General features: G+C 63.0%; 20 protein-coding genes and 2 pseudogenes. 13 read left to right on the top strand and 9 right to left on the bottom strand.

The features are described from left to right. Positions 1 to 130 precede the first annotated feature (130 nt). Positions 131 to 1,309 (top strand): M24 family metallopeptidase, encoded by a 1,179-nt coding sequence (locus tag AC0V7N_RS26140; RefSeq protein WP_475451136.1) that lies wholly within the window; start codon positions 131 to 133, stop codon positions 1,307 to 1,309. Further along, complete coding sequence (locus AC0V7N_RS26135; protein WP_475451135.1) at positions 1,296 to 2,534, top strand: M20 metallopeptidase family protein; 1,239 nt, start codon at positions 1,296 to 1,298, stop codon at positions 2,532 to 2,534. The genes AC0V7N_RS26140 and AC0V7N_RS26135 overlap by 14 nt, the downstream gene beginning before the upstream one ends. A gap of 58 nt (positions 2,535 to 2,592) precedes the next feature. On the opposite strand, the gene AC0V7N_RS26130 is transcribed toward AC0V7N_RS26135, so the two are convergent. The 7 genes and pseudogenes from AC0V7N_RS26130 to AC0V7N_RS26100 form a co-directional block, all read right to left on the bottom strand. Next, positions 2,593 to 3,348, bottom strand: a complete 756-nt coding sequence (locus AC0V7N_RS26130; RefSeq protein ID WP_475451134.1) for an ABC transporter permease — start codon at positions 3,346 to 3,348, stop codon at positions 2,593 to 2,595. Next, positions 3,345 to 4,118, bottom strand: a complete 774-nt coding sequence (locus AC0V7N_RS26125) for an ABC transporter ATP-binding protein (RefSeq protein ID WP_475451133.1) — start codon at positions 4,116 to 4,118, stop codon at positions 3,345 to 3,347. Before AC0V7N_RS26125 ends, AC0V7N_RS26130 begins: the two co-directional genes overlap by 4 nt. After that, positions 4,118 to 5,146 carry an ABC transporter substrate-binding protein gene (locus AC0V7N_RS26120; RefSeq protein ID WP_475460499.1) on the bottom strand — a complete coding sequence of 343 codons (1,029 nt, stop codon included), beginning with the start codon at positions 5,144 to 5,146 and terminating at the stop codon, positions 4,118 to 4,120. Before AC0V7N_RS26120 ends, AC0V7N_RS26125 begins: the two co-directional genes overlap by 1 nt. A gap of 84 nt (positions 5,147 to 5,230) precedes the next feature. After that, a complete protein-coding gene (locus AC0V7N_RS26115) occupies positions 5,231 to 5,668 on the bottom strand; it encodes a VOC family protein (protein ID WP_475451132.1) in 438 nt (145 codons plus the stop codon). A 2-nt stretch (positions 5,669 to 5,670) separates the two neighbouring features. Then, a pseudogene (locus AC0V7N_RS26110) lies at positions 5,671 to 6,410 on the bottom strand (FadR/GntR family transcriptional regulator). Beyond that, entirely contained in the window at positions 6,407 to 7,846 is a 1,440-nt protein-coding gene (locus AC0V7N_RS26105) for an FAD-binding oxidoreductase (protein WP_475451130.1), read from the bottom strand. The pseudogene AC0V7N_RS26110 and the gene AC0V7N_RS26105 overlap by 4 nt, the downstream one beginning before the upstream one ends. Before the next feature lie 275 nt (positions 7,847 to 8,121). Continuing rightward, the gene (locus tag AC0V7N_RS26100; RefSeq protein ID WP_475451129.1) at positions 8,122 to 9,426 is read right to left on the bottom strand and encodes a M23 family metallopeptidase; all 1,305 of its coding nucleotides are present in this window, start codon (positions 9,424 to 9,426) and stop codon (positions 8,122 to 8,124) included. Positions 9,427 to 9,736: 310 nt separating this feature from the next. On the opposite strand from AC0V7N_RS26100, the gene AC0V7N_RS26095 reads away from it, so the two are divergent. Both AC0V7N_RS26095 and AC0V7N_RS26090 read left to right on the top strand, forming a co-directional pair. Then, positions 9,737 to 10,732, top strand: a complete 996-nt coding sequence (locus AC0V7N_RS26095) for a sterol desaturase family protein (RefSeq protein WP_475460497.1) — start codon at positions 9,737 to 9,739, stop codon at positions 10,730 to 10,732. Beyond that, on the top strand, positions 10,729 to 11,877 hold the full coding sequence (locus AC0V7N_RS26090) for a GNAT family N-acetyltransferase (protein WP_475451128.1): 1,149 nt from the start codon (positions 10,729 to 10,731) through the stop codon (positions 11,875 to 11,877). The genes AC0V7N_RS26095 and AC0V7N_RS26090 overlap by 4 nt, the downstream gene beginning before the upstream one ends. A gap of 27 nt (positions 11,878 to 11,904) precedes the next feature. Here AC0V7N_RS26090 and AC0V7N_RS26085 read toward each other — a convergent pair whose 3' ends face one another. Continuing rightward, positions 11,905 to 12,372: a peroxiredoxin gene (locus tag AC0V7N_RS26085; protein WP_475451127.1), complete on the bottom strand. Its 468-nt coding sequence runs from the start codon at positions 12,370 to 12,372 to the stop codon at positions 11,905 to 11,907. A gap of 96 nt (positions 12,373 to 12,468) precedes the next feature. On the opposite strand from AC0V7N_RS26085, the gene AC0V7N_RS26080 reads away from it, so the two are divergent. The 9 genes and pseudogenes from AC0V7N_RS26080 (at position 12,469) to AC0V7N_RS26040 (ending at position 21,186) form a co-directional block, all read left to right on the top strand. Beyond that, a complete protein-coding gene (locus AC0V7N_RS26080; protein ID WP_475451126.1) occupies positions 12,469 to 15,849 on the top strand; it encodes a hypothetical protein in 3,381 nt (1,126 codons plus the stop codon). After that, the gene (locus AC0V7N_RS26075; RefSeq protein ID WP_475451125.1) at positions 15,846 to 16,349 is read left to right on the top strand and encodes a hypothetical protein; all 504 of its coding nucleotides are present in this window, start codon (positions 15,846 to 15,848) and stop codon (positions 16,347 to 16,349) included. Before AC0V7N_RS26080 ends, AC0V7N_RS26075 begins: the two co-directional genes overlap by 4 nt. A gap of 137 nt (positions 16,350 to 16,486) precedes the next feature. Next, positions 16,487 to 17,923, top strand: a complete 1,437-nt coding sequence (locus tag AC0V7N_RS26070) for a multicopper oxidase family protein (protein ID WP_475451124.1) — start codon at positions 16,487 to 16,489, stop codon at positions 17,921 to 17,923. 32 nt (positions 17,924 to 17,955) lie between these two features. After that, a pseudogene (locus AC0V7N_RS26065) lies at positions 17,956 to 18,395 on the top strand (DUF411 domain-containing protein). Between the two features lie 5 nt (positions 18,396 to 18,400). Further along, positions 18,401 to 18,832 (top strand): redoxin family protein, encoded by a 432-nt coding sequence (locus tag AC0V7N_RS26060; protein ID WP_496627365.1) that lies wholly within the window; start codon positions 18,401 to 18,403, stop codon positions 18,830 to 18,832. Positions 18,833 to 18,961: 129 nt separating this feature from the next. Continuing rightward, positions 18,962 to 19,366 carry a hypothetical protein gene (locus tag AC0V7N_RS26055; RefSeq protein WP_475451121.1) on the top strand — a complete coding sequence of 135 codons (405 nt, stop codon included), beginning with the start codon at positions 18,962 to 18,964 and terminating at the stop codon, positions 19,364 to 19,366. Beyond that, entirely contained in the window at positions 19,363 to 19,824 is a 462-nt protein-coding gene (locus tag AC0V7N_RS26050; RefSeq protein WP_496627364.1) for a copper chaperone PCu(A)C domain-containing protein, read from the top strand. The genes AC0V7N_RS26055 and AC0V7N_RS26050 overlap by 4 nt, the downstream gene beginning before the upstream one ends. A gap of 22 nt (positions 19,825 to 19,846) precedes the next feature. Next, complete coding sequence (locus AC0V7N_RS26045) at positions 19,847 to 20,632, top strand: DsbA family protein (protein WP_475451119.1); 786 nt, start codon at positions 19,847 to 19,849, stop codon at positions 20,630 to 20,632. Beyond that, positions 20,629 to 21,186 carry a hypothetical protein gene (locus tag AC0V7N_RS26040; RefSeq protein ID WP_496627363.1) on the top strand — a complete coding sequence of 186 codons (558 nt, stop codon included), beginning with the start codon at positions 20,629 to 20,631 and terminating at the stop codon, positions 21,184 to 21,186. The genes AC0V7N_RS26045 and AC0V7N_RS26040 overlap by 4 nt, the downstream gene beginning before the upstream one ends. 146 nt (positions 21,187 to 21,332) lie before the next feature. On the opposite strand, the gene tyrS is transcribed toward AC0V7N_RS26040, so the two are convergent. Then, positions 21,333 to 22,586: a tyrosine--tRNA ligase gene (gene tyrS, locus AC0V7N_RS26035; protein WP_496627362.1), complete on the bottom strand. Its 1,254-nt coding sequence runs from the start codon at positions 22,584 to 22,586 to the stop codon at positions 21,333 to 21,335. Between the last annotated feature and the right edge of the window lie 39 nt (positions 22,587 to 22,625).

The following is a 22,625-nucleotide window of genomic DNA, read 5'->3' as shown; positions in this document are numbered from 1 at the left end:
CCTGGGAGAGCCGCAAGTCACATCCGGCCCAGGCCCTGTTCACGTGTCGCGCTTGGCTGATTGCCGCCATAGCGAAACCGCTTCAATGCTGTGCAAGCCTCGCAACCGTTGAACAAAGCATGGAGTAGAGATGATCGAACTGCCGTTTGCCCGCGACGAATACCAGCAGCGGCTTGCCAAGATCCGCGCCGAGATGGCGAAGCGCGGCCTCGAACTCCTTGTCGTCAACGACGTTGCCAACCAGCACTACATCACCGGCTATGATGGCTGGTCGTTCTACACGCCGCAGGTGGTGTTGGTACCCCTGGAGGAGGTCCAGCCCGTCTGGATCGGACGCGCCATGGATGCCGCCGGTGGCCTGCTGACGGCCTGGATGAAACCAGAGAACGTGGTTGGCTTCCCGGAGGATCATGTTCAGCGTGCCGATCGTCACCCCATGGACTGGATCGCCAGTTGGATCGTCGCCAAGGGCTGGGGTAGCAGACACATCGGCATCGAGCTCGAAGCCTATTATTTCTCGCCGAAAGCGCATGCACGGCTGGTCGCTGGACTTCCCAATGCGAAGTGGCACGATGCCGATCTGCTGGTGAACTGGATCCGTGCGGTCAAATCGGCGCCCGAGATCGCCTATTTGCGCAAGGCGTCGACCTTGGCCGAAGCGGCGGTGGCACGGGCCTTCGAGGTGATCGCGCCAGGTGTGCGCGAATGCGATGCGATTGCTTCGATCCAGGCGGCGCAGATCGCCGGCAGCCCGGACTTCGCCGGCGACATCACGGCTCTTCCGCCGACGATCCTCGGCGGCGAGAATGCCTCGGCCCCACACATCATGTGGAGCGACAGGCGGTTCGGAGACAATGAGACGATTGCGCTGGAACTCGCCGGCGTCTGCCGCCGCTATGCCGCCGGATTGGCGAGAACGATGCAGCTCGGCAAAACACCGACCCGTGTCGCGGACACGGCAAAGGCGGTGATCGAGGGCATGGACGCTGTGCTCGACGCGGTCAGGCCGGGAACGACTGCCGAAGCCGTCGAGGGCGCATGGCGCAAGGTCATTCAACGCCACGGGCTGAAGAAGGAGTCACGCATCGGCTATTCGATCGGCGTCGCCTATCCGCCGGATTGGGGCGAACACACGATCAGCCTGCGGCCCGGCGACAAGACGGTGCTCCAGCCCGGCAACGTCGTTCACTCCATCCTCGGCATGTGGATGGACGGCTGGGGCATCGAGATCAGCGAGACCATTTTGGTTACCGAAACTGGCCATGAGACGCTGACGAAGTTCCCGCGAGAGATCCATGTCAAATCCTGAGGGTTCGGCCATGGCAGGCAGTGTTGCCAGTCTCGGCGCGATCGATATCGACACCGGCATTCTCGATCAGATGATCGAGATCCGCCGCCATCTGCACCGCAATCCGGAACTGTCGAACAGCGAAGCCAACACGCAGCGCTATCTCAGGCAGATGCTAGCCGGCGAGGGAATAGCCGACATTCGCGACGTCGCGGGCTTTGGCCTGGCGGTCGACGTAGTCGGCACCGGCAAGCCGTCGAACCGAAAGCTTGCCATTCGCGCCGACATCGATGCCTTGCCTATCGAAGAGGAGTCCGGTGTCGACTACGCATCGACCAATCCCGGCGTGAGGCATGCCTGCGGTCACGACGCCCACGCCTCGATGGGTTTCGCGGTCGCCGCGCATCTGCATCGATCAAGGGCTGATTTTGGCGGGACGGTCCGCCTGATCTTCCAGCCGGCCGAGGAGGATTCGCCCTCGGGCGGCAAACGGGTGGTGGAAGAGGGGCTGCTCGACGATATCGACGCCGCGATCTGCCTTCACGTCGATCCCTATACACCATCCGGCAAGATCGCGGTCGGTTCGGGTCCCTACACCCTGGCGTGCGACACGTTCGATGCAATCGTCATCGGCGAGGCGGCGCATGCGGCCAAACCCTATGAGGGCGTCGATGCGATTGCCGTGGCCTGCTCCATGGTCGGGGAATTGCAGAAGATCGTCTCGCGCGAGATCGACCCTTACAACCCCCTGGTCATCTCAGTCACCGGCATCAATGGCGGCAGCGCCTACAATGTGATCGCCGGCAAGGTCGCCTTGAAAGGCACCATCCGCAGCGGCAGCGACGCAACCCGCGAGCGGGCCTGGCGCCGCGTTCGCGAAATCCTGGAGGGGATCGCGACAAGCCACGGCGCCAGTGTGCAACTCGCCATCCACAAGGGTGAACCCGGGGTCGTCAACGATGTTGAGATGGCGGAGTTGATCACCGCCAGCGGCAAGGCCTGCGTCGGCGCCGACAATGTTCTCAACACGCCCGGATGGACGATCGCGGACGACTTTGGCTACTTCAGCGAGAAGCGCCCGTCGGTCTATTTCCGCCTTGGCATCCGCAACGAGGCGGTCGGATCGGTCTTTCCGCTCCACCATCCGAGGTTTCGTGTCGATGAGGCCGCGCTAAAAATCGGCGCGGCGACCCTGGTTTCGGCGGCGACCAGATTTCTGTCGACGCAACCGGAAAATAACGGCTGACCAATGCAGTCCAAAGGTCGGCTCGTGCACGGCCTGCACGAGCCGGTGCAATGCCTGTTCAGTATTTGATGACCCGGCGCTCGACCAGCACCACGACACAGAACAGCACGATCGACAGGCAAGACGACAGCACGATCGCCGCATAAAGCCGGTCCGACTGGTAATTGAAGCTCGCCTGGATGATGAGCGCGCCGAGGCCCTTGTCCGAGCCGATCCATTCGCCGACGATGGCGCCGATGACCGCCGTCGCCGACGCGATGCGGAGCGAGGAAAATAGCATCGGCAGCGCGCGCGGCAGCCGCAGGCTCCAGAAAATCTCCGAACGTGTCGCCGACAGCACGCGGAACAGCTCGTGCTCATTGTCGCTGGCCGAATCCAGGCCGCGGATCATGTTCACCAGCGTCGGGAAGAAGCATATCACCGCCGCGATGACGATCTTCGGCGTCATGCCCAGCCCGAAGATCAGGATGATGATCGGCGACAGCGCCAGGATCGGAATGGTGTTGAAGAACAGCACGATCGGAAAATAGGTGGCCTGCAGGATGCGGTTGTGCACGAACAGGACCGCCAGCAGCACGGCGGCCAGATTGCCGATGACGAAGCCCGCCAGCGCCTCGATCAGCGTCGGCCTGAGATTGTCCATGAGCAGCGCGAAATTCTTCTGGAAGACGCCTGATATGGCCGTCGGCGTCGGCACGATATAGGCCGGCACGCCGAGCAGCGGCAGCAGATACTGCCAGGCAAGCAGCAGCGAAGCCGCGCCGAGAACGGGCAGGGCTATTGCCATTTGCGGCGAGAGCGGCGCCGGCCTCATGATGCCTGCTCCAGCGCGGTCCGCAGTTCCGCCATGGCGGCGACAATCGCCGGGTCTTCGCGCGTACAGCGGTTGCCATCCTGTTTGAGCGGCCGCAGGTCCAAATCCTTGATCAGCCGCCCCGGATTGGCGGCGAGAACGATAACCCGTTCACCGAGATAGGCGGCTTCGGCAATCGAATGTGTGACGAACAGGATCGTCGTGCCGGTGCGCCGCCACAGGTTGAGAAGTTCGTCGTTGAGGCGATCGCGGGTGATCTCGTCGAGCGCCCCGAACGGTTCGTCCATCAGCAGCAGCTTCGGCTGGCCAAGCAAGGCGCGGGCAATCGCCACACGCTGGCGCTGGCCGCCGGAGAGTTGATGTGGCAGGCGCTCGCCAAAGCCGGCAAGCCCCATCAGCTCCAGCAACTCGTCGCTGCGGTCTTCGATCTTGCGGGTCAGGCTGCCTTGCCCGACGCCAAGCGGCAGGCGGACATTGTCGCGCACCGTGCGCCAGGGCAGCAGCGTCGAATCCTGGAAGACGAAGCCGACATCGCGGCGCGAGCGCACCGCATGCGGTGTGTCGCCAAGCACGCTGATCGTGCCGCCTAGCGGGTCGAGCAGGTCGGCGACCACGCGCAGCAAGGTCGACTTGCCGCAGCCGGACGGCCCAAGGATCGACAGGAAGGAGCCGGCCTCGACGCTGAGGTCGAGACCGGAAAGCACCTTTACGGCCGCCTGGCGGCCGCCATAGCCGACATCCAGCCTGCTGGCTTCGATCGCATTCGCCATCAGGCGGCGGGCGCGTCGAGCTTCGGCCGCTCAGTGGCCGAAAGTTCGAGGATCTTGGTGGTGTAGACGTCGGCCGCCTTGGGCCGGCCGTTGGGGTACTGGCCGACCTTGTCGAGCAGCGCCAGCTGTTCTTCGATGGAGGCGGGGTCGAACGTGCCCCAGCCGTCCTTGGCCGTCGCGCCGTCGAAGGAGAGTTTGAGCACGAGGTTGACGGTCTTCTCTTCCCAGCCAAGGTCCATTTCCGGATAGGCGGCGACCATTTTCTTCACCGCTTCCTGCGGGTTGGCGTGCACCCAGCCCCAGCCCTTGGCAACCGCGCCGATGAACTTGGCCAGTGTGTCCGGGTCCTTTTCGATCGCCGCATCGGTGGCGAAATAGACATCGGCATAGGAATTCAAGCCGAGGTCGCGCACCAGAAGGTCGATGCGGTCGTCGCCGACGACGCTCAGCGCCTGCGTGTTGGTGATCCAGCCACCAATGGCATCGACATCGCCCCGCACCAGCGGTCCCTTGTCGAAGCCGACATTGATGACGGTGAGATCGGACGGGCTCAAGCCGTTCTTGGCCAGGATCTCATCCATGACGAAACGCGCCGTCGGCTGGATGCCGATCTTCTTGCCCTTGAGGTCGGCCACGCCCTTGATCGGATTCGAGGCCTTTGAGGTAAGCGCGTAGGGGCCGGTGCGGAAGCCGCAGGCGATCATCTTTACCGGCACGCCGCTGGCGCGCGCGGCAAACAGCTGTGGCGTTTCGGAGAATTGGCCAAGCTGTGCCGCGCCCGAGATCACCGGCGGCACGGTCGAGGCGTTGGGGCCACCCGGGCTGAATTCGACGTCGAGCCCGGCATCCTTGAAGTAGCCGTTGGCGACGGCGGCGATATCGCCGATCTGGCCGTTGGACATCAGCCAGTCATACTGGATGACGACCTTGCCGGCGGCTTTCGCGCCCGGCGTCAGCACCAGCTGCATTCCGCCCGATGCCACGGCAACAGCCGCCAGGCCGGACTTCATGAAGCCACGGCGGTTCATGTCGTAATTCCCATTCATTTTTCGCTCCTGTTGCAAGACTGTCTCGTCTCTTCATTGCGCGCCGTTCCCTTGGCGCGGTGTCGTCTACGGCTGTTCATCGTGGTAGTCGCCGGGGCCGCCGTCGAGCCAGGCGTAGAGTTCCCAAAGCGTGTCGTCCGGGTCGGTGAAATAGGCGCAGCGCGCGTTCCAGACGTAGTTTTCCGGCGGGCCATAAAACGGCACGCCCTTGGCCGTCAGCTCGGCATGCAGCTGGTCGATCTCGTCAGGTGCGTCGAGCTGGACGGCGACGCAGACCTTGTGCGCGTGGCGCGGCGACCGCAGTTTCGAGACGCCGGTATGCCGGCTGATATGGTCGATCTCCCAGGCGGCCAGTGTCACGCCTTCGCTGTGGAAGTCGGCGAAACCCTCGGCGCGGCGACGCAGGCGAAAGCCCAGTCTGTCGACATAGAACTCCACCGTCCGCTCGATATCCTCGACGAGAAGGCAGACATCCGAAATTCGATATGCGGTCCCCAGCGACATGGCTATTGGCCTCCTTCGGTACGCCGGGTGCGCAATGGCAGTTTGACGCCGACACGGTCGGCCGCGCCGATGATGTGCGCGCGCATCGCGGCTTCGGCTGCTGCCGCGTCGCCGGCGACCAGCGCCTCATAGATGCGCACATGCTCGCCGACATTGACTTCCACCAGATCGTGCAAGGGGTTGGTCTGCCTTGCGTAATAGATCGAGCGGCGGATCTGTTCGCAGACGAAGGAAATGAAGGTGTGGATGTAGCTGTTGCCCGTCGCCCGGGCGATTTCGCGATGAACAGAAGGTCGGCGTCGATGCTGCCGTCCTCCCAGCGTTCCTCGCCGCTCATACGGTCGAGTGCTGCCTTGATGGCGTCGAGGTGCTCCTGGTCGCGGCGTTCGGCGGCGAGTGCGGCTGACTCGGCCTCGAGGATGCAGCGAAGCTCGAACAGCCGCTCCATGTTCTGCCCTTCCTTCAGAGTCTCGCGGTCGATGCGGATCGCCGCGCGCTGCTCCGGCGCCAGGACGAAGGAGCCGATGCCTTGCCGCGCCTCCACCATGCCGTCGGCGCGCAATTGTGCGATCGCCTCGCGCACGACGTTGCGGCTGACGCCGAATTTTTCGGAGAGCTGTTGTTCCGTCGGCAGCAGGGCGCCCGGGTTGAGGTCGCCGGACTCGATCTCGCGGCTGAGGAACGCCGCGACCCGATGCGGCAGCGCCTCGACAGTGCCGATGGCGGCCAGTCGTTGTTTCATGAAGAAGTCTCCGTCGCGGGAAAGAGGCAGCCAGGGTTCATCAGCCCGCCCGGGTCGATGGCATGTTTCAGCGCGCTGACGAGCTTGCGATGGATAGGGGTCATTCCGGCCCAGTAGGCAGGCTGTCGGGTGCGCCCGATGCCATGCTCGGCGCTGATCGAGCCGCCGAGGGCGTTCGTGATGTCGTACAACCCGGTGGTGATGGCGGCGCCCCTGGCGCGGGCGTCGGGCTCGGCAAGGTCGAGCGGCGGCAGGACGTTGAAATGGATGTTGCCGTCGCCCGCGTGGCCATAGGCCTGGGAAATCCAGCCCGGATGCTCCAGCGCGACAAAATCGCGGGCCTGAACGACGAGCGTTGGGATGTCGGAGATACGCACCGAAAGATCGGTACGCACGTGGTAGCCGCGCTTGGCCTGGCCCTCGACCAGTCCTTCGCGAATGGCCCAGAACGCCCTGGCCTGTGCGCCGCTCTCGGCCAGGACGGCCTCAGTGACGAGGTCTTCTTCCATTGTGCAGGCAAGGAAATTCACCAGCAGGCTGCGTAGATCGATCGCGGCACTCGACGACAATTCGATCAGCACATGGACAGGGGCCGTGACCGGCGCGACGATGTCCGGGTCGACGAGACGCGCCAGCTCCATGCATTCCGATCCGATGATCTCGAAGGCGGATATCAGGTCGGAGCATCCGCGTCGGGCTTGGCTGAACAGCGCTATCGCCGCCTCGAACGAAGGAAGCCCCAGATACGCCGTCTCGACCCTGCCGGGTTTCGGAAACAGTTTGACCTCGACGCCAGTGATGATGCCCAGTGTGCCCTCGGCGCCGATGAAAAGCTGCTTCAGGTCGTAGCCGCGGTTGTCCTTGCGCAGGCCGGAAAAGCCGCTCCACAATTCGCCATCCGGCAGCACGACTTCCAGCCCGACGATGAGGTCACGGGCCATGCCGTAGCGCAACACGTTGACGCCGCCTGCATTGCTTGCCGCATTGCCGCCGATCTGGCAGCTGCCTTGAGCGCTGAGCGCCAATGGAAACAGGCAGTTCTGCTCTTCGGCGGCATCCTTGATGTGCTGCAGGATGCAGCCGGCATCGGCTTGCAGCATGAAATTGTCAGTGTCGACCAAGCGGATCCTGTTCAGCCGCTCCAGGCTGATGATCACCGCGCCGTGGGCCGTGCCGATGTCGATCGCGCCCGCGACAAGCCCGGTGTTGCCACCCTGCGGGATTATCGCCAGCCCAAGCGTGCCGCACAGCCGAATCGCGGCCTGAACCTCGGCGACCGAGGCTGGCTTCAGCACCGCAAGCGCGCCGCCATGATGGTCGCTGGACCAGTCCACGAGGTATTTCGCCATGCCGGCCGCATCGGCAGCCATGCCGCCTTGCCCCAGGAGATGCTCCAGGGCGGCAAGGACGTCAGGCGAAGTGCCATGAATGGTCATTATCGGAGTGGCGCTGGTGTTGTGGCGTATGGTTATACATATCATCCTACAACTGGAATTGTGTCAACACCGGCAGGCCGAAGGGCCGTGGACAAGTCGCTTGCCAGCGCGTTGGGTGAGGTGCTGGCCAGGTCGCTGTTCAGGCAAGAACCGAAGCCACCGGCAGGCAGTCGAGGCCGGCACGGACAGCGATCACCCAGATCTGGATTGGTTGCAAAGCGGGTCAGATTTGGTTGAGAGGTATTGAGTGCCAATCAGGTCAGGACCGGTGCGCCTCAGAGAAACTGGGCGACCTTCTTGCCGACGGTGAGGAAGCGCAGGGGATCGATCGCTTCGCCATTGTGGCGCACTTCATAATGCAGATGCGGGCCGGTCGAGCGGCCGCTGCTGCCGGTCTTGCCGATGACGGCGCCCGCGCCCAGCTTCTCGCCCACGGTCACGTCGATTTCGCTGAGGTGCCCGTAGCGGGTCGCAAAGCCATTGCCGTGATCGACTTCCACCATGCGGCCATAGCCGCCATTCCATCCGGCCTTGGTGACAACGCCAGGCGCCGTGACCTTGGCGTCCATGCCGATCGGCGCCCTGAAATCCATGCCCGAATGCAGCGCTGCGGTGCCGAGGATGGGATCGGTGCGCACGCCGAACGGGCTGGTGACGGAGTGGCCGGGGGCGGGGTTGGCCAGCGGCAGCTGGCGGGCTTCTTTCTTGAGATGGTCGAGTGTATCCAGCGCCTCGTCCAGTTCCTTGACCTTGCTGTCGAACATCATCGAGCTGTCGAGCGGGATCAGCGGGCCGCCGACATCGCTCTCATTCTTGCCGAAATCGCTGTCGACCGGCAGGCCCGCAGCCTGGAGCGCCTGGGTGATCGCGTCGGCGCTCTTGTAGGCATTGTCTGCAAGCGTGCTGATGCGGGTGAGCTGTTCGTTCTCGATGGATTTCAGCGACTGGTTGATCGAGACGAACAGCCTGTCGGCACGATCGGCGGCTGAATCGCTGGGCAGCGGATCGGTGCGCGTTGACCATAGGGAAAATGGCCTGGTATCGGCGGCGCCGAGGTCGGCGCTCAGGCTGGCGACCGCGTAGTTCTGCGCCGGTTGGCTGATGCTGCCGGTCACCTCGGCGTGCTTGTCAGGCTTGGCAGCCGCTGCCGGATCCTCAGTGGGCACCGTTCCGACGTCATTCTCGGCGCGTTCGAGCAGCGGGCCAAGACGACCGTGACGCTGGCTGAGCTGTGTCTGGCGTTCAAGCAGTTCGCTGACCTTGGTCTCCATCAATTGCTGGTCGAGCAGTTGGCGGCTGGTGATGCGGTCGACCTGGGCCCGAAGTGCTGAAATGCGGTCTTCGTAGGCCTGCTGCATGCGCGCCTGGCGCGCGGTCGTGGCGCCGATCAGGTCGTCGCGCAAAACGAGATAGGACGTGGCCATGAGGTAACCGATGGCAATGGCGGCGAGTGCTGAACCGATGAATGCCGCGAGCCAGGGCCGTATCGTGAAATGCCTGATCTCGTTGCCGCGGGCGATGATGATCGTGTGGGGTTCCTTGCGCCTGCCGAAGATTGCGGACTGACCGGTTGCGTTCACGGGACCAAGCTTTCGTTTACGACACCACGACTGCCTGACTACACATTATTAAGGTTAACAAAGGCTTTCTGGACCGATTGCGTGGCGCGGAATGCACGCGGCGCGGGCAAAGGGTTGCATGAAACCGCCAGGGGAGCGGCCTTCATGCCGCTAAGTCATTGGCGAAGAGCACCAATCTGCTGCCCGCCATACGGCCTGTCGCTCGCGGAGGTCCAGAGTTCCTTAACTGTCTTCAATTGCATTTACTTGACGGTTTTCGAGTAAAAGCGCGATGGGGTTTGGGATTTTATCGAAGATGGCGGTCCAAGGGATGCTGAGCGATCTGGTTAGCAAGATCCTCGACAAGCTGTCGGGCACCAGTCTGCTGGCGACCGGGCTCTTGTTGCTGACGGCCCTTGTCAGCGCGCTCGTGGCCTATTGGCGCACGGTCGAAAAGAAGAGCTGGAAGGAGTTCTTCGAGTTCGTCATCCCGCATGAGGTCATCACCCATCCCTCGGCGAAGGCCGACCTGATGTTCTGGGTGACGAAGAAGGCGCTGATGCCCTTCCTCATGCTGCCCGCTGGAATTGTCTTCGTCTCGGCGGTGGGCTACGGCACCAACTGGCTGTTTTCGACACTCTTCCAGTTCCAGCCGCCGCTGATCGAGGGACCGGCAGGGCCGGTGACGGTGCTGATCTTCACCGTCACCATGCTGCTCGCCTACGACATTTCCTACTATCTCTATCACGTTGCCCAGCATCGCTATCCCGTGCTTTGGGAATTGCACAAGGTGCATCACTCGGCCGAGGTGATGGTCGGGATCACCAAGGACCGGGTCCACCCGCTCGACGAACTGATGAACCGGGCCTGGGACGGCGTCGTCGTGGGCATCTGCTTCGGCATCTGGTCGCTGATTTCGCTGAACCTTGTTGAACTGACCGTCTTCGGCGTCAACGTCTATGTCATGCGCAACATCCTGATGATGGATTTCGTCAGGCACACGCATTTCAAGATCTCGTTCGGCCCGCTCAGCAATTTGATCCTGTGTCCGCATTGGCACCAGCTGCATCACAGCACCGATCCGCGCCACTACGACAAGAATTTCGGTCTGCTGTTCTCGTTCTGGGACCGGCTCTTCGGAACATTGTGCGTGCCGAGGCCCGACGAGGACTTCAAGTTCGGTCTGGTCGACCGCGACGTGCGCGACTACCAGTCGCTGGCCGGCCTCTATGTCATGCCGCTGAAGCGGATGTGGGGGCATATTGCCAGGCGCATCCGGCCTGGAAAGCCACGGATTTCGCGATCATCGGAAGGGACACGGCCATGAACGCTCCCTTCGTGCTCGCGATCCCGCGCACACGCACCTTCGAAGTCGTGACATCGGCGGCGCGCCTGGCCGAGATCGCCCCGGCCTGGAGCGCGCTCTGGCAGCGAGCCGGCGGGCTTGTCTTTCAGCACCCGGGCTGGATCGCGGCCTGGTGGCGCACCACGCCGCATCAGGAACGGCGCACGCTCAGGATCGGGCTTGCCTGGAACGGCGACAGGCTCGAGGGTGTGATTGCGCTCGCTACCTTCAAGCGCTCCGGCATCCGCATACTCGAATGGGCGGCGAAGGATCACAGCGACTATGGCGATGCGCTGGTTGCGCCCGACAGCGATCCGCAGGCGATCTCCCGCCTCTGGCAGTATATTTTTGACCAGGGCGGCTTCGACCTCAGCTATCTCAACCGTCTGCTGCCGGATGCCGGTGTTCATGCCCTTCTGGACCCGGCCTCGCGCCATGGCACGGCGCTTCGGCCCAACCACCGCGCTGAAATCAGCTACCGTGTCGCTGGTCCCTGGCAGAGTGGGGCGGAATGGTTCGAGACGCTGTCCAAGAAGGCCCGGCAGAATTACCGTCGTGGCCGCAAGTTCATGGAGGAAGGCGGTGCATTGCGTTTCCGCCTGCTCGATGCTGACGACCCGCGCGAGCCGGTGCTCGCACGGGTCGCGGCGCTGAAGCGCCTCTGGCTCGTCAGGCATGGCCGCGTTTCAGACCTGTTCGACAAGGGCTCGCCCGTTCTCACCGCGCTTATTTCGGTGCTGGCCGAGCTCGGGCTGTTGCGCATCTTCGTGCTGGAACTTGACGACACGATCGTCGCCGTCTCGATCAATTTCGAGCAGCACGGCACGATGATGGCTTTCGTCACCACCTATGATCCCGAATACGAGCGCGCCTCGCCGGGCATGGTGCTGATGATGGACTATATCCAGTGGTCGCTCGACCGTGGCCTCGCCAAAGTTGATTTTCTCTGCGGCGGCGAGGATTTCAAGCGGCGCTTCGCCACCCAATCGGTCACGCTGTCGTCGATGATCGGCGCGCGTGGCCTGCGCGGTCATCTCGCCGCGCTGGCCGATCGTGTGAGCCATGTTGCCAAATCCTGGCGGGCGCAGCGGCGGCCGAAGCCGAGGGCAGAAGCACCCGACGAGTAGGACGGCTCGTGTGGCTCTTCGCGACGCTCAAAGCGCGCGAACGGCCTCCAGCACCTCTTCCGCATGACCCTTGACCCGGACCTTGCGCCAAATCCCAGCGATCCGCCCGTCACGGCCGATCAGGAACGTCGCCCGCTCGACGCCCATGTATTTACGGCCATACATCGATTTCTCGACCCACAGATGGTAGGCCTCGATTACCTTGCGCTCCTCGTCGGCGGCGAGGTCGATGGTGAGATTGTACTTGGATTTGAACTTGTCGTGCTTCTTGACGTTGTCGGGGGACAGACCGATCACGACGGCGCCGGCCTTCTCGAATTCGGGTTTCAGCTGTGAAAAGCTGATTGCCTCTTGCGTACAACTCGTCGTGTCGTCCTGCGGATAGAAATAGAGGACGACGGGTTTGCCGGACGAGGACGAGAGGCTTAGCGACCCGCCCCCATCCCGGGGCAGGTCGAACTGCGGTGCGAGATCGCCCACGTCGAGGTCAGCCATATCGATGCCCTTGTTTGAGGTTACGCGCGAAGCCACACCGATATAGTGTCGACCGGGGATTCGTCCACGAGCGAATTTGTACAACGGAAGATTTGCGTGGATCAGGAGCAACCGCAGCACGAGAAGATCAGGTTCAGGCGTGACGAGATCACCGACCTGGGGACCTTGCCGTCCGCGTGCCGCGTTCCACCGCTCGGTCAGGCGTCGATCGGCCGCGGCTTCCGCATGCTTTCGCGCGTATTTGCCGGCATGGTCGCGCTTGTCCTGCTGGCCGCGGTCGTTGTCTACCTGGTCGGGGCGTCCGGCATCGGCTCCGAGCGGCTTCGGGCGGAAGCGGAAACCGCCATCGAGAAGCTCGCCGGCGTCGATGTCCATGTCGCGGTCGGGCCGGCGCGCATCACGCTCGACAGTTCGAGCTTCGTCGCGCTTCAGGTGAGCGACGTCAGCCTGAAGACATCAGATGACAAGCCGATGGCGGATGCCGGCCGCGTGCGCTTCGGCATGCGCCTGATACCGCTGCTTTGGGGAGAGGTGCGGCTGACCAGCGCCAGGATCTCGGATGCCCATATCGTTGTGGCGGCAATGCCGTCCGGTGGCGACTGGACAGCGCAATTGCGCAATGAGGACGGCCTCGTCGATCCGGAAAAACTGTCCGCCGCGGTGTTCGGCAACATCCATCGCGCGCTGGACGCCGTGCGGGAAGATTCGCTGCGCCGGATCGAACTCAGCAGTGTCGAATTCGTACTGCCCGACACCGGGGCGATCAAACGGGTCAAGATCGCCGACGCCACCGTCGTACAGTCGGGGCCTGGCGGCATGGAGTTTTCCTCCGAGGCCGATGTCGATGGCAGAAAGGTCACCGTTGCCGCTTCCGCTACCCGCGATATCGCGGCGCACCGGGTGACGGCGCTGAATGCAAGCATCGATCTGGTGGCTGCCGAGACCACCACGGCCGACGCCGGGAAGTTGGGGGCCGTCGCGCTGAAACTGACAGGATCGGAAGGAGCCGGCACCATTGCATCACGGTTGACGGCCGCCCTGTCGTCGACAGGTTCCGTGCTCGATCTTGGTCCCCGCGGGCTGCTCCCGGCCGACGTCGATGTCGATGCCACGCTTGTCGATGGCAGCAACAAGATCCAGGTGGACAAGCTACTGCTGAAAACCGGCCGGTCTTCTTTCAATTTCGGCGGGTCGATAGGGCCAAAGCCCGCGACCGGGGCGGCGGGCGAGGAACCCTCCTATCGTTACGACCTGACCAGCGACGGTTCGACCCTGGCGCCATCGGAGTCACCCGAGCCCGCGCTGACCTTCCTCGCCCGCATTGCCGGCGTCTATCAGACCAAGAGCCACAAATTGGTGGCCGAACAGATCGCGGTTCGCTCCGACGCTCCCGGCGAGGTGCTCGGCACCGCGGCCGTTACGTTCGTTGACGGCAAGGCTCCCGGCATCAATCTGGCGCTCAACGTCCATGACATGCCGGTCTCGGACGTCAAGCAGCTGTGGCCGTGGTTTTCGGCACGCAATGCACGACTCTGGGTGCTGAACAATCTGTTCGGCGGCCGCGTCGTCGACGCCAATCTCCAATTCCAGGTCGTGCCCGACCGCCTCGGCAACGGCGTGCCGCTGTCGGCCGACGAGGTGTTCGGCCGCTTTCAGATCGAAGGGTCGCGTTTTGACACCGCCGGCCGCATTCCGCCGATACGCGACGCAGTCGGCGTCGTCGCCTTCCACGGCAATGACGTCGATGTTTCGCTCTCCTCGGGCACCGTCTTCATGCCCAGCGGCCGCACCGTGGCGGCCAGCAACGGCACACTGAGCGTCAAGGCGGCTAACCACCCGCCGGTCATCGGCGCACTCGACATCGACGTCGAGGGGGAGGCGCCGGCTGTCGCCGAACTCGCCTCCTACGAACCGATCAATGCCATGCGCCATGTCGGCTTCCTGCCGGAGGATTTGTCCGGCAACGTTACCGGCCATGTCAGGGCCGACATTCCCTTGCAGTCCGGCGTCGACACCTCGAAACTCGACTGGCTGGTGTCGCTCGACTACACCGGCCTGTCGCTGGCCAAGCCATTCGATGGCCAGACCGTGGCCGATGCCGACGGCTCGATCACGGTCGATCCCGAAAAGGCAGTGATTTCCGCCAAGGCATCGCTGAACGGCATTCCGGCTGAACTCGACCTCGTCGAACCGCTGGTCGATGATGGGCCGCCGCGCAGCCGCAAGGTGGCGCTGGTGCTCGACGACAAGATCCGTGCCGCCGCCATGCCCGGCCTGACGCCGCTGCTGGGCGGAACGGTGAAGGTCGCGATCGACAAGAGCGGCAGCGGCAATCAGAACGTCTCGGCCGACCTGACCAACGCCAGGCTGGACATTCCCTGGGCCGGCTGGAGCAAGGGGGCAGGGGTTCCAGCCAACGTCACCTTCGTCATGACCAAGGCCGGCGACACCACGACGCTGTCCGATTTCAACCTCGACGGAAAGACATTCTCCATCGACGGCAGCGTCGTGCTGGTCAACGGCGCCCTATCGTCGGCGAAGTTCAGCAAGGTCACCTTGAACCGGGGTGACGATGTCGCGATTTCGGTGAAGCGGTCGGGCAAGGGCTATGCGGTCGACATCAATGGCAACGCACTCGACGCCCGCTCGCTCATCAAGCAGTTCACGTCCGATGTGGACACCGCAACCAAGACGACCGGAACAGACAACATTTCCGTCAGCGCCGATGTCGAGCAGCTTACCGGCTTCCACGACGAGCAACTGTCCAACCTGAAGCTCGATTACAGCGCTGCCGGTTCCAGGGTGAACGGACTGAAGGTCAGTGCCACGGCAAGTTCGGGCGCGGCCATCACCATCAGCAACACCACCGGCGGTGGCCAGCGCTCGCTCAACGTGCAGTCCGCGGACGCCGGCGCCATATTGAGGTTCTTGAACGTCTACGAGCACATGGAAGGCGGCGCGATCACGCTGGCCTTGTCAGGAACCAGCGACGGGCCGATGAAGGGCAAGGTCGACACCAGCAACTTCTTCATCGTCAACGAACCGAAACTCGCCTCTATCGTCTCGACCACGCCGGCCGGCGACAACCGCAGCCTCAACCAGGCGGTCAAGGGCAATCTCGACACGTCGCGGGTGAAGTTCGAGCGCGGCTATGCCGAGATCGAGAAAGGCAGCGGCTATCTGAAGCTGGCCAATGGCGTGCTGCGCGGTCCGCGCATCGGCACGACGTTCCAGGGCATTCTCTACGACCAGAACAACAATATGGACATGACCGGCACCTTCATGCCGGTCTATGGCCTCAACCGCATCTTCGGCGAACTGCCCATCGTCGGCGCCTTGCTCGGCAATGGCCGCGACCGCGGCCTGATCGGCGTCACCTACCGTCTCAGGGGCAATGCCAACAAGCCGGTGCTCGACGTCAACCCGCTGTCGGTGATCGCACCGGGCATATTCAGGTCGATCTTCGAATATCGATGAAGCCCGCCGTGTGTCGCCAAAACCCGCGCCAGGTTCCGGCCTTGATGTCGCACCATCGGCCCATCACGGGCTTGGGACTTGCAAAAGCCATGCTTTGCCGTCAGCCTGAGTGGGCTATGGCTCGGCTTTCGCCAAAACATCTTTTGGTCGTGCTGCTCGCGGTCTTCCTGACTGCGGATTTCACCCTGTCCACTGCCCAGGCCAGCATCATGTCAGTCCGTATGGCGGGTGCAATGATGGTGCCAGCCGATACGGGCATGGGCAAGATGGCCGAGACACCCATGAAGGGCGATTGCAATGCCTGCCTCAAGGACACGGGCGATAAAGGCGGCCCGATGCAGTGTGCGCCGATCTGCATAGCGCCAGCGCTTGCCGTGCTGCCGCAGGATTTCAGGGTGACGCCGGCTCCCTCGGTGCAGCAGCCATCGGCCTTGCCCGCCCCGTTCCTGCACGGGCGAAGTTCTCTGCCCGATCCTTACCCTCCCAGACCCAGCGCCTGACGCCGTTTCAGCCCAGACAAGGCTGATTCCCGGCGCCTGATCGCTTGCGCGCGCATCGTTGCGCCGTGGGCGCTCATGCCAATCCAGGTCGATGCCGGCATGGCCGCCATCGATCGAGATCGCAAAGGGCTAGAAGGGTGAATGACGATTTCAAATACCACATTTCGCGCCGAGGCTTTCTCGTCGCGGGGGCAGGGCTTGCCGTGTCCACTTCGCTGCGTCCCGCACGCGCCTCCGCCGTCGACGAACGCTCAATCAAGATCGCACCCGGCCGGACGCGGCTCGGTGGCGGCGACGGCCCATCAACTGCTGTCTGGGCCTACAACGGCGCCGTTCCCGGTCCGACGCTGCGCTTGCGGCAAGGTGAGCCTGTTCGCTTCACAGTCGAGAACGGACTCGAGGAGGACACGACCGTCCATTGGCACGGCATCCGCCTGCCTAACGCCATGGACGGCGTCCCAGGCCTGACCCAGCCACCCATCAAGCCGGGCGAGACCTTCGTCTATGAATTCACGCCTCCCGACGCTGGGACCTTCTGGTATCACCCCCACACGGACAGCTTGGTGCAGCTCGGCCGCGGTCTCGCTGGACCGCTCATTATCGACGAAGCAGAGCCTGTTCTCGTCGATCGTGATCTTTTATGGCTGCTGCAGGACTGGCGGCTCGCCGCCAACGGGCAGATTGCCGGCGGCTTCGGCAGCACGATGGATGCGTCGATGTCCGGCCGCGTCGGCAACAGCGTCACCATCAACGGCGCGGTGCCGGCCGACCTCGGGGTAAGGGCCGGCGAGCGTGTCAGGCTGCGGCTCGCCAATGCCGCGCTTGCCCGCATGATGGCACTGCGCTTTGAAGGTCACCGGCCGGTCGTCGTCGCCATCGATGGCCAGCCCTGTGACCCGCATGAACCGGAGAACGGCCGTCTGCTGCTAGCGCCGGCGATGCGCATCGACATCGTGTTCGACATGCAGGGCGACCCCGGCAGCAGGCATGCCGTAATCGACGACTTTTATGACGGGCTTGCCTATACGCTGACCAACCTTGCCTATGACAAGGTGTCTCCGCTCCGTGCGCATCCACTCGATGCGTCTGTCGGCCTGCCGCACAATCCGTTGCCCGAGCCGGACCTGGCGAACGCCGTGCGCCAGGAGATCATGCTGCAAGGCGGCATGATGGGCGGCGGCAAGCTCGCTGGCGTCGGTGGCATGATGGGCACGGGGATGCCGGGCATGAACGGTGGCGCCGCCTGGGCGATCAACGGCATGTCGATGACCGGCGACGGCCATGCCGGCATGGCGCCGCAGTTCACGCTTGAACGGGGCGCCTCTTGCCATCTCACCATGCGCAACGAAACCGCCTGGTGGCACCCCATGCATGTCCATGGCTTCAGCCTGTCGGTGCTCTCTCGCAACGGCGCGCCGGTGCCGCACCGGCAGTGGCAGGACACGGTGCTGATGCCCCCCAAGGATGTGATCGAATGCGCCTTTGTCGCCGACAATCCGGGCGACTGGATGCTGCACTGCCATGTCGCCGACCACCAGATGGCCGGCCTGATGACCGTGTTCCGCGTGAAATGAGTTTGAACCACACCATCAAAGGAGAACTGCAAATGAAGCTGACCTATCGCCTCGCCGCCCTCTCGCTGCTCATCGCAACACCGATGCCCGCATTCGCGGCGACCATCAATGCGGTGATGTACAAGAACCCGCAATGCAGCTGCTGTGAATCCTATGCCAACTATCTGGAGCACAACGGCTTCAAGGTCGATATCAAGCCGGTCAACAATCTGTCGCAGATCAGCAGCGATGCCGGCGTGCCCGCCGACCTCGAAGGCTGCCACACGCTGATGGTCGACGGCTATGTCGTCGATGGCCTGGTGCCGGTCGACATCGTCAAGAAGCTGCTCACGGAACGTCCCGCCATTGCCGGCATCACGCTGGCCGGCATGCCGGCGGGCGCGCCCGGCATGGGCGGCGAAAAAGCGAGACCTGGACGATCTACGCCTTCACCAAGGACGGCAAGGCGCCGACCGTCTACGCTACGGAGTAAGCACCGTGAACAAAAGCAAACAGGCCATCGCCATGATCGGCGTGCTGCTGGCGATTCCGCTGCCCGCCAGGGCGGCGGAGGCGCCGCAGAACCTTGCCGTTCTGGAAGCGCCTTCAGTGGTGCCGGCGATCAGCTTTGTGGATGCCGCCGGCCAGCCGAAAACGCTCGCCGACTATTCCGGCAAGGTTGTGTTGCTCAACATCTGGGCGACGTGGTGCGCGCCTTGCCGCAAGGAGATGCCGACGCTCGACCGGCTGCAGGCCAAGCTCGGTGGGCCGGACTTCGAGGTCGTCGCGTTGTCCATGGACCAAAAAGGCCCGGACGCCGTGAAGAAATTCTATGCCGATATCGGCATTACACACCTTGCCCTGAACATCGACATTTCGGCCAAGGCCATCTTCGCGCTCGGCGCGGTTGGCCTGCCGACGACCTGTTGATCAATCGTGACGGCAAGGAAATCGGCCGACTGATCGGCCCGGCCGAATGGGATGCACCCGACATGGTCGACTTCATCCGCGGCCGTATCGCCACAAAATGAGAAAGGAAATGACATGAGCACCACTGAATTGACCCAGGCCAGCGAGACTTCGTCGCGCCGCGATTTTCTCCCGGGTGTTCGCCCCTATCTCCGGGGTCGGCGTGGCCTGATCGCGGCTGGCGCGGTCATCGTTGCCGCTGGCCTTGCCTTCAAATGGTCATGGCTGGTCGCCGCCGGCATCGCGCCGGTGCTGCTCAGCCTGCTGCCCTGCCTTGCTATGTGCGCGCTTGGCCTGTGCATGAACCGGATAGCAGGCGGATCGTCCGGCAGGCAGCAATCAGCAACCGATCTCGGAGTTCCGACTGACGACGAGCCGACGGCTGCAAGGCTGGCGGCTTCTAACTTGGTAGGACCGATCAGCGCAGGCGATGCACGCTGCTGCCAAAGTGTTCCATTTGATCGCCGATCGTTGAACGAAGGAGTGAAACAGTGAGGACCATTTACGCAGCTGTCGTGCTGGCCCTTGGCCTGTTGAGCGTCGGCGATGCCGTCGCCGCGTCGAGCCAGATCGTGGTCGAAAAGGCTTGGGCGCGGGCAACGCCCAAGATGGCGGTCACCGGCGGAGGCTATCTTACGGTGACAAACCACGGGCCTGACGAGGATCGTTTGCTGAACGTGACAAGTCCAGTCGCCGAAAAAATTCAGTTTCACACCATGGCCGTTGACAATGGTGTGGCCAAGATGACCCGGCTTTTGGCTATCGAGTTACATCCCGGCGTCCCGGTCGTCTTCAAGCCTGGCGGCATCCACATGATGCTGCTTGGGCTGAATCACCAACTCAAGGAGGGTGAGACCGTACCGCTCACCCTGACGTTCGAGAAAGCCGGCGCAATCGAGGTGGATGCCCAGGTGTTGGGGATCGGTGCGACGGCGCAACCTGCCGGACAATGACCCCTTACAAGGAGAAACACCTATGATCACCAGACAAGCGCATCGGTGTGGCAGGCTGGCTCACATGCTCCTGCTTGCCGGACTGACCGGATGGCTCCTGCTCAATCCGAGCTTTCAGGGCGCTCGAGGGGCGGCGTTCGCGGCCGGCGAAATGTCCCAGGACCAGCTCGACCTTAGGATACACGACTACATCTTGGCGCATCCGGAGGTTCTCGTGCAGGCGTTGCAAAGCTTGGACGAGCGCCAGCGCGAAGCAGAGGCAGCCCAGGCGAAGCAGGTGCTCAAGGCGCGCGCTGACGACGTCTTCCGCGACAGGCAGAGCCCTATCGGCGGCAATCCTGACGGCAATGTCACGCTAGTCGAATTCTTCGACTATAATTGCCCCTATTGCCGGGTGATGGCGCCGATCATGGATCAGGCCGTGGCTGACGATCCCCAGCTCAAAATCGTCTACAAGGAATTCCCCATCCTCGGCCCGGACTCCCTGTTCGCGGCCAAGGCAGCGCTGGCGGCCGAACGCCAGGGCAAATATCAGGAATTCCACAAGGCGCTTTATGGGGCTCGCACAAGAGTGACAGAAGCGATAGTGCTCAGGATTGCCGGTGAGGCTGGGCTCGATGTCGAGCGGATGAAGAGCGATATGCAGCAGCCCGACATCCAGGCATTGATCGATCGCAACACGGAGTTGGCGCAGGCGCTGAAGATCACGGGAACGCCGGGCTTCGTCGTTGGCGATCAGATTTTTCCGGGTGCGACCGATCTTGAGACGATGAAGAAATTGATCAGGCAAGCAAGGGCCGGCAAATGACCAGCACCCCAAACCGGCGCACCATTGTTCTTGGCGTGTTTGGCGTCGCTATGGTTGCGGGCTTTCTAACGCGAGCCGATTTGGCAATCGCCGCCGACGATCTGGAATTGGCCAAGCGGTTCAAGGATCTCAGCCAGAACGGCAACAGCACCTGCTCGGCCAAATTCACGGAGTCGATCGCGACCATGCCGGCTGTGTCGCGGATCACGGGCTCATGTTGCAGCCCGATGGAAATGAAACGCTATGTCGAGCAGGTGAACGGCCTGACCAAGTACCGCGCCATCCAGATGATCCCGAGCGATCCGTACGACATTCCGGCTGGCGTCGCACAGAAGATGATCCCTTACTATGATGAGAAACTCAGCGACGACGAGCAGAAGGCCTATGACTACGCGATGGCCAATTCCGAGGAGAAAGGACCATGCTGCTGCCAATGCTGGCGCTGGAAGACATATGGTGGACTGGCGAAATATCTGATCCACGAGCATGGTTTTGACGGCAAGCAGATCGTGGATGTGTGGGACCTTTCCGACGGCTGCGGCGGGGGGATGTAGGAAGTGCCGGCGGCGTAACCTCCCCACAGCCGGTGCCGGAACCCTTGTCACGCCACGACACCTGCGTTGATAGCTGCCTTGCAGCGAGGGCGAAATCTTGAAAGTTACCGCAGTGGGTGGTGATCTGAATGCGGCGCCGGGGATGATCAGGCCGGCCGCACTAAAACGTCTTTTTTCTTGCCCAGTGAAAGCTTTACGACGTTTTCCGGACTCAAATCCTGAAGCGTGACCATGCGGCGGTCGTCGCTGACAGACTGGTCGTTGATGCGCACCGCACCGCCCTGGATGTGCCGCCGTGCCTCGCCATTGGACGCTGCCAGCCCGGCCGTGACCAGCAGCGACAGGATGCCGACGCCGGCCTCCAGCACGGCCTTATTGGCCTCGACGGTCGGCAATGTTTCGGCGAGCGCGCCTTCCTCGAAGGTTTTTCGCGCGGTTTCCTCGGCCTGGTTTGCCGCGTCTCGACCGTGGACGATCGCCGTCGTCTCCGTGGCCAGGATCTTCTTGGCCTCGTTGATCTCGGAGCCACCGAGTGCGGCCAGCCGCGCGATCTCATCGAGGGGCAGGCGGGTGAATATCTTCAGGAAGCGCTCGACGTCGGCGTCCTCGGTGTTGCGCCAGTACTGCCAGAAATCATAGGGCGAGAAGAGGTCGCCGTTGAGCCACACCGCACCCTTTGCCGATTTGCCCATCTTGGCGCCGGACGATGTCGTGAGCAGCGGCGTGGTCAGGGCGTAAAGCTGCGGCGTGCCCATGCGATGGCCGAGATCGACGCCATTGATGATGTTGCCCCACTGGTCCGACCCGCCCATCTGCAGGCGGCAGTTCTGGCGCCGGGCGAGTTCGACGAAATCGTAGCCCTGCAGGATCATGTAGTTGAATTCGAGGAACGACAGCGACTGCTCGCGGTCGAGCCGCAGCTTGACGCTGTCGAAGGTCAGCATGCGATTGACCGAAAAATGCCGGCCGACATCGCGCAGGAACTCGACATAGTTGAGCTTCATCAACCAGTCGGCATTGTTGACCATGATGGCGTCGCTCGGGCCGTCGCCGAACCGCAGGATGCGGCCGAAGATGCGCTTTATGCCTTCGATGTTGGTGGCGATCGCCTCAGGCGTCAAAAGGCTGCGCTGGTCGTCGCGGAAAGACGGGTCGCCGATCATCGACGTGCCGCCGCCCATCAGCGCGATCGGCCGGTGTCCGGTCTCCTGCAGCCAGTAAAGCATGGTCGCCGAGATCAAATTGCCGATATGCAGGCTGGTGGCGGTGGCGTCGTAGCCGACATAGGCGGTGACCGTTTCCTTGGCGAAAAGCTGGTCGAGGCCGGTTTCATCCGAAATCTGGTGGATGAAGCCGCGCTCGCTCATCGTGCGCAGGAAATCGGATTTGAAGGCAGGCATATTTTGTTTCCCGAAAGCGTCCGCCCGGTCCGGCCGGGC

The sequence above is a fragment of the Mesorhizobium kamtschaticum genome (assembly GCF_056174585.1).
Note: the sequence above shows the minus strand (reverse complement) of the source record. Positions and strands in the feature narration are given on the sequence as shown.

Excerpts from the sequence above, each read along its gene's own strand:
- AC0V7N_RS26120 (WP_475460499.1), bottom strand. The coding sequence starts at position 5,146 with ATGAACCGCCGTGGCTTCATGAAGTCCGGCCTGGCGGCTGTTGCCGTG.
- AC0V7N_RS26090 (WP_475451128.1), top strand. The coding sequence starts at position 10,729 with ATGAACGCTCCCTTCGTGCTCGCGATCCCGCGCACACGCACCTTCGAA.
- tyrS (WP_496627362.1), bottom strand. The coding sequence starts at position 22,586 with ATGCCTGCCTTCAAATCCGATTTCCTGCGCACGATGAGCGAGCGCGGC.
- AC0V7N_RS26075 (WP_475451125.1), top strand. The coding sequence starts at position 15,846 with ATGAAGCCCGCCGTGTGTCGCCAAAACCCGCGCCAGGTTCCGGCCTTG.
- AC0V7N_RS26130 (WP_475451134.1), bottom strand. The coding sequence starts at position 3,348 with ATGAGGCCGGCGCCGCTCTCGCCGCAAATGGCAATAGCCCTGCCCGTT.
- AC0V7N_RS26095 (WP_475460497.1), top strand. The coding sequence starts at position 9,737 with ATGCTGAGCGATCTGGTTAGCAAGATCCTCGACAAGCTGTCGGGCACC.
- AC0V7N_RS26140 (WP_475451136.1), top strand. The coding sequence starts at position 131 with ATGATCGAACTGCCGTTTGCCCGCGACGAATACCAGCAGCGGCTTGCC.
- AC0V7N_RS26045 (WP_475451119.1), top strand. The coding sequence starts at position 19,847 with ATGATCACCAGACAAGCGCATCGGTGTGGCAGGCTGGCTCACATGCTC.
- AC0V7N_RS26135 (WP_475451135.1), top strand. The coding sequence starts at position 1,296 with ATGTCAAATCCTGAGGGTTCGGCCATGGCAGGCAGTGTTGCCAGTCTC.
- AC0V7N_RS26085 (WP_475451127.1), bottom strand. The coding sequence starts at position 12,372 with ATGGCTGACCTCGACGTGGGCGATCTCGCACCGCAGTTCGACCTGCCC.
- AC0V7N_RS26115 (WP_475451132.1), bottom strand. The coding sequence starts at position 5,668 with ATGTCGCTGGGGACCGCATATCGAATTTCGGATGTCTGCCTTCTCGTC.
- AC0V7N_RS26040 (WP_496627363.1), top strand. The coding sequence starts at position 20,629 with ATGACCAGCACCCCAAACCGGCGCACCATTGTTCTTGGCGTGTTTGGC.
- AC0V7N_RS26125 (WP_475451133.1), bottom strand. The coding sequence starts at position 4,118 with ATGGCGAATGCGATCGAAGCCAGCAGGCTGGATGTCGGCTATGGCGGC.
- AC0V7N_RS26105 (WP_475451130.1), bottom strand. The coding sequence starts at position 7,846 with ATGACCATTCATGGCACTTCGCCTGACGTCCTTGCCGCCCTGGAGCAT.